General features: G+C 73.5%; 4 protein-coding genes. All 4 read right to left on the reverse strand.

The window, feature by feature from the left end; translation table 11 throughout:
* Positions 1-35: 35 nt before the first annotated feature.
* Positions 36-1205, reverse strand: coding sequence for a cytochrome P450 (locus AB0G50_RS35720; protein WP_360118501.1), 1170 nt, complete (start codon positions 1203-1205; stop codon positions 36-38).
* A gap of 31 nt (positions 1206-1236) precedes the next feature.
* Positions 1237-2163: a hypothetical protein gene (locus AB0G50_RS35725; protein ID WP_360118504.1), complete on the reverse strand. Its 927-nt coding sequence runs from the start codon at positions 2161-2163 to the stop codon at positions 1237-1239.
* A gap of 46 nt (positions 2164-2209) precedes the next feature.
* Complete coding sequence (locus AB0G50_RS35730; RefSeq protein WP_360118507.1) at positions 2210-3331, reverse strand: FAD-binding oxidoreductase; 1122 nt, start codon at positions 3329-3331, stop codon at positions 2210-2212.
* Between the two features lie 446 nt (positions 3332-3777).
* Positions 3778-5151 carry a PLP-dependent aminotransferase family protein gene (locus AB0G50_RS35735; RefSeq protein ID WP_360118510.1) on the reverse strand — a complete coding sequence of 458 codons (1374 nt, stop codon included), beginning with the start codon at positions 5149-5151 and terminating at the stop codon, positions 3778-3780.
* Positions 5152-5390: the final 239 nt, after the last annotated feature.

Consider the following 5390-nt stretch of genomic DNA (forward strand, 5'->3'; position numbering starts at 1 on the left):
ACCCGGGGGAGCGGTCCGGCCGGCGCCGCGCCGGGTCAGGAGTCGGCCGGTGTCACCAGCACGTCCAGGGACACCACGTAGTCCTTCATCAGCGCCATGGACTCCGCCGGCTTCGCCGGGTCGAACCGGATGTCGGCGACAGTGGCGACGATCCGCTCCAGGATGACCCGTCCGAGCACCCGGACCACCGGCAGCCCGAGGCAGATGTACATGCCCTGGCCGAAGGTCAGGTGCGGGTTCGGCGACCGCGTGAGGTCGAACTCCGTCGCCCGCGGGAAGCGGCTCTCGTCGAAGTTGGCCGAGGACGGCCAGACCACCACGTACTGCCCCTCCTTGATCTCCCGCCCGCCCAGCACGGTGTCGTGGCGGGCGGTGCGCCACAGGTTGAACCACGAGAAGTCGAACCTCAGGATCTCCTCGATCGCGGCCGGGATCAGCGCGGGCTCACGGCGCAACGCCTGGTAGAAACCGGGATCCAGGCAGAACCTGGTGAACGCGTAGGCCAGCATCAGCGCCAGTGGCGCGTTGCCCGCGGTCGACAGGTCGAGGCACATGTGGACGATCTTCTCTTCGCTGAGCCGGTCGTCCTTCCCGCGCTCGGCCAGCAACGCGCTCATCAGGTCGTCGCCGGGGTGGCGCTTGCGCTCGGCCAACTGCTCGGCGAACATCCCGACCACGTCGTCGTGGTCCGGCGAGCGCACACCCACGAGCTGGCCGAACATCTGGTCGGACCACTGCCGGAACCGCCCGGCGCCGGTGATCCGCAACCCGAACATGTCCGCGACGACCTGCTCCATGATCGGGAAACCCAGCTCGCCGATCATCTCCATCCGCCCGGCGGCCAGCGCCGGCGCGAGCAGGGAGTCCACCAGGGCGGTGAACCGGGGCGCGAGGTTCTCGACGTTGCCCGGCACGAACGCCTGCGCCACGAAGCCCCGCAGGAACCGGTGCTCCGGGATGTCCGCCCGCCCGAAGGAGAACGGCAACCCCATGTGGGTCTTGTTGGTCACCGAGAACGTCGTCGGGTCCTTCAGCACCCTGGTGACGTCCTCGTACCGGAACACCTCCCAGAGGTCGTACTCCGGGCGGAAGCGCAGCGGCTCGTCCCGCTGCATGCGTTGGAACCAGGCGATCCGCGCGTCGATCGAGTCGCTCAGCTCGGGGAACAGCAGGTCCCTCGTCGGTTTGCCCGAGGTCTCGGTCACGTACCCACCTCTCCGGTCGGACACTGGACGGCTACAGGAGTTCCGCGGTGAGCCAGATCAGTTCCTTGGTGCGGAAGGTGCTCTCCCACACCGCCCTGCCGACCGCGGGCAGCCGGTCGAGGTGCTCGTCGACCACCCGTCCCAGGACGGGGCTGCTCAACGTCTCCGAGGTCGGTCCGTACTGGACGATGAGCTTGTTGCCGGTCGCCTGGCTGAACCGGAGCCGACCCACCGGCGCGTCGCAGATGCGTTCGACCACGGGGGTCGGCACCACGCTCACCAACGGCGCCCAGGCGTACATGGACTCGCCGCTGACGACCGCGTGGTCCTGCACCACGGTGAACGGCAGGCTCTTCACGAAGTCCACGCACAGCTGCTCGTTGAGGTCGCACGCGAGTTCGGCGGTGACCTCGATCCCCAGCGGTTGCCAGGTGAGCCGGACGGGGACGCGGCGGACGTCACCGGCGGTGGTCGGCGCGGCCGCCCGCTCCCGCGCCGGCGCGATCTCGCCCTCGGGGTAGCGGTACTCCTCGCCCACGTGCCACGGGAAGTAGTGGTGCGACCAGGCGGCGAGCCGGTTCACGTACTCGGTGAACGTGACCAGCCGCTCCAGGAGCTCCCGGCGGTCGGCCACCGGCCGGCCGACCCGACCCGCGTACTCGGCCAGCGCCGGGAAGCCGCAGTAGCCGAGGAAGGTGCTGTAGATCGGGTCCAGGGTCTTGAAGACCGTGCGGACGCTCTCCACCGGGAGACTCTCGTCCGCGGCCATCCGCACCAGTTGGTAGAGGTTCATCGAGTAGTCGCGGACGACGCCGTTCGCGAAGTCCCAGGTGGTGAAGTACTGGTCGTACGACCCGGGCGCGCCGGGCACCGTGCCGGTGCGGATCCGCCGGATCTCGGCGGGCTCCTCGGACGTGAACCGGTCGGTGAGTTCCCTCAGTTCGGGTTGTGCGGACACTGTTTCCCCCATGGTCGAAGTGCGGTGTCGAGCCACCCGCGCGCCGTCACGAGGCGACGCGCAGGCGATCGGGCGAGCACTGGCTCCAGAGCGGGTGGACCTCCCCGGTGGTGATCTGCGTGGCGAGCGTCCGCCCGATGAACGGCGCGAGCGTGATGCCGCTGTTGGCGAACGCCTCGTAGTAGCCCGACAGGGCGGACAGCGCGCCGACGCTGGGCAGCCCGTCCGCCGGGAACGTCGCGGTGCCGACGCGGGCCTGGTCGAGGACGGCCGACGACAGCGCCGGAAGCGTGCGGTGCGCCCGTTCCACCAGGTTGTCGACGAGGTCCCGCTCGGCGTGCGACCGCGGCCCGGCGGGCAGCAGCGCGTCGACCTGTTCCGAGCGCACCCGCACCCGGCCCGGCCCCGCCGACCGCACGTGCGCCTCCGCGCCGCGCAGCACGTGCCGCACCGGGTCGCCGTCGGTCTTGAGGTCCACCACCAGGCTGCTCCGGGTCGAGGTGCCGGTGAGCGCCAGGCCGCCGAGCGTCGCGGCGACGGAGGCGGTGTCCGGCCCCGCCGCGTTGACGACGGCGTCGACCGCGAGCCGGTCCTGGTTCGCGAGCCGCAGCGCCACCACCCGGCCGTCCCGGACCTCGACGTCCTCGACCGCGCCGCGCCACATCGTCAGGTACCCGGAGCCCTCCGCCGCCCGGATCAGCGCGGCGACCAGCAGCGGCCCGTCGATCCAGCCCTCGTCCGGGAACCGCACCACCGGCACCCGGGAGTGCGGGAACACCACCCCCGGCTCCCACTCGCGGTTCGCCCGCGCCGCGTCGGCCCGGACCACCCGGTAACCCCAGGCGTCGAGCCGGTCGACCTCCTCCGCGAAACTCGCGCCGCGTCCGCCCGTGCCGTCGCTCCACGCCACCCCGCCGGTCGGGTGCCACCACGGCGCGGCGTCGAACCGGTCGGCCAGCCGGGCGTGCTCGAACATCCCGGTGTGGCTCAGCTCGAACCGGGTGTAGGTCGACTGCTGGTAGGCGCTCAGCCGCGCGAAGCTGACGTCGGTGGTCAACCCGCCCGGCCGGGCGCGTTCGACGCAGTGCACGTGCACACCGCGCTGCGCCAGGTGGAACGCGACGCACGCGCCGACGACCCCGGCCCCCACGATTCCCACGGTCTTCACGCGACCCCTCCTCGTGCCGGGCGGAGCGGACGCACGCCGACCGGTGGCCGGGTGCGCGGTGGTGCGGCCAGTCCGTCGTCGCGGCGCGTGCTCCCGCCGCCCGGCGCCCGGAACCCCTTGCCGCGCGGTGGATCGCGCGGCCGGAGGCGGCCGGCACCGGTCGCCGGTCGGGTACGTCCACAAAGGACTGCGGTGCGGCGGCCCTCGGCTCGCACCGCGGGAACCTGGCCGGACAACCGGGAATTCGTCACGGACAGCAGACGACCACGCCCGCTCCTCGGCGCGCAACGAACGGAGCCGGTGGTCCGGTCGGTCGGGTGCCGGGTGGTCCGGTCGGTCCGGACCATTTTTCCCTTGTGCAACAAAGGAGTTGGGCGCTCGCCGGGGGAGGGGCACCGCGGTCGGGCCGTGCTCGGCGGGGTCGCACGGCCCGGGTCGACGGGTGGTTACCCGATGGCCTGCGGCACCGGCACCGGTCGGTCGCCGGTCCGCGGCCCACCCTCGCGCAGCGCGCCCGCGAGCACCCCGACGGCCTCCGCGAGCAGACCGCGGCGCACCGCGCCGTAGCCGAGCGGCAGACCGGGCGCGGCCGGGCGGCGGTCGAGGCGGAAGTGCGTGCCCGCGTGCACCAGGACCGACCTCGTCCGCGCGGCGGCGGCCAGCCGGACGTCGTCCGCCCCGGCGGGCAGCCTGAGGTAGGCGTGCGTGCCGGCGGGTTCGCCGACCACCCCGGCGCCCGGCAGGTGCTCCGCGACGGCGTCGACCAGCACCGCCCGCCGCTCCCGGTAGACCTGCCGCACGTGCCGGACGTGCTGGTCCAGCACCCCGGACGAGACGAAGTGGGCGAACGCCAGCTGCGTGAGCGGGTCCGGCGCGCCCGACTGCGCGCGGCCGAGCCGGTCCGCCACCGCGTCCGGCGCCACCCACCAGCCCAGCCGCACGCACGGGCCGAGCAGCCCCCGCGTCGACCCGGCGTAGATCACCCGCTCCGCGTGCTGCCGTTGCAGGGCGAGCGGACCGCTGCCGGCGCCGAGCCACAGCAGCCCGTCCCGGTCGTACTCGACCACCCAGCCGTCCACGTCGACGGCCCAGCGCAGCAGCGCCTCCCGGCGGGCCGGCGAGAGCACCGCGCCCGTCGGCAGCTGCGAGGACGGCGTGACCAGCACGGCGCGGGCGCCGGTCCGGGTCAGCGCCTCCACGTCCACGCCCTCGTCGTCGACGGGCACCCCGGTCACCCACAGCCCGGCGCGCTCGGCGCCGCGGACGTGCCAGGGCGCGCCCGGGTCCTCGACGGCGAGGTGGTCGACGCCGAGTTCGCGCAGCGCGTGCCACACCACGCCGACGGTGTGGTCGAAGTCCGCGGTGACGACGACCTCGGCGCCGGTCGCCAGGACCCCGCGCGACCGGCCGAGGTACGCGGCCAGCTCGGTGCGCAGCGCCGGATCGCCCAGCTGGTGCCGGCGCGGGCCGACGCCGCCGATCGACCGGACCACGTGCTGATAGGACTGGAGCCACTCCCGGGACGGGAACAGCTCCATGCTCGTCGCGTCGACCCGCAGGTCGAAGCGCACCCCGGTGGCCGCGTTCGGCTCGACCGGCGCGCGGCGCGGGCGGGGCAGGTGCGTCGCCACCCTGGTGCCCGAGCCCTGCGCCGCCCGGAGGTAGCCGCCCACGATCAACTGCTCGTAGGCCTGGACCACGACGCTGCGCGACACACCCAGGTCCTCGGCGAGGTCGCGGCTCGACGGCAACCGGGCGCCGCCGTGCAGGGTGCCGTCCAGTATCCGCTCGCGGACGACCGATTGGATCTGCGCGGCCATGGATAAGTGCGATTTCCGGTCTAGCACGATGGGTAACACTCTTCCCCCTCGGAGTGGACTTCTCCCGGTGCGCCGACCTTTCCGCTCCGCGTCGCCGGGCTTGGCGCACCGCGTCGCCGGTCTGCGGGCGACGTCGGGTGGACTCGGGCGCGCGTGGCGGTGCTGCTCGCGCTGGCCACGTCCGTGCTGGTAGAGCTCTACGAGGCCGCGTCGTCCTGGCTGCGCCGGGGCAGCGAGCC

It is taken from the genome of Actinosynnema sp. NPDC020468 (genome assembly GCF_040642015.1).
Lineage (GTDB): Bacteria > Actinomycetota > Actinomycetes > Mycobacteriales > Pseudonocardiaceae > Actinosynnema.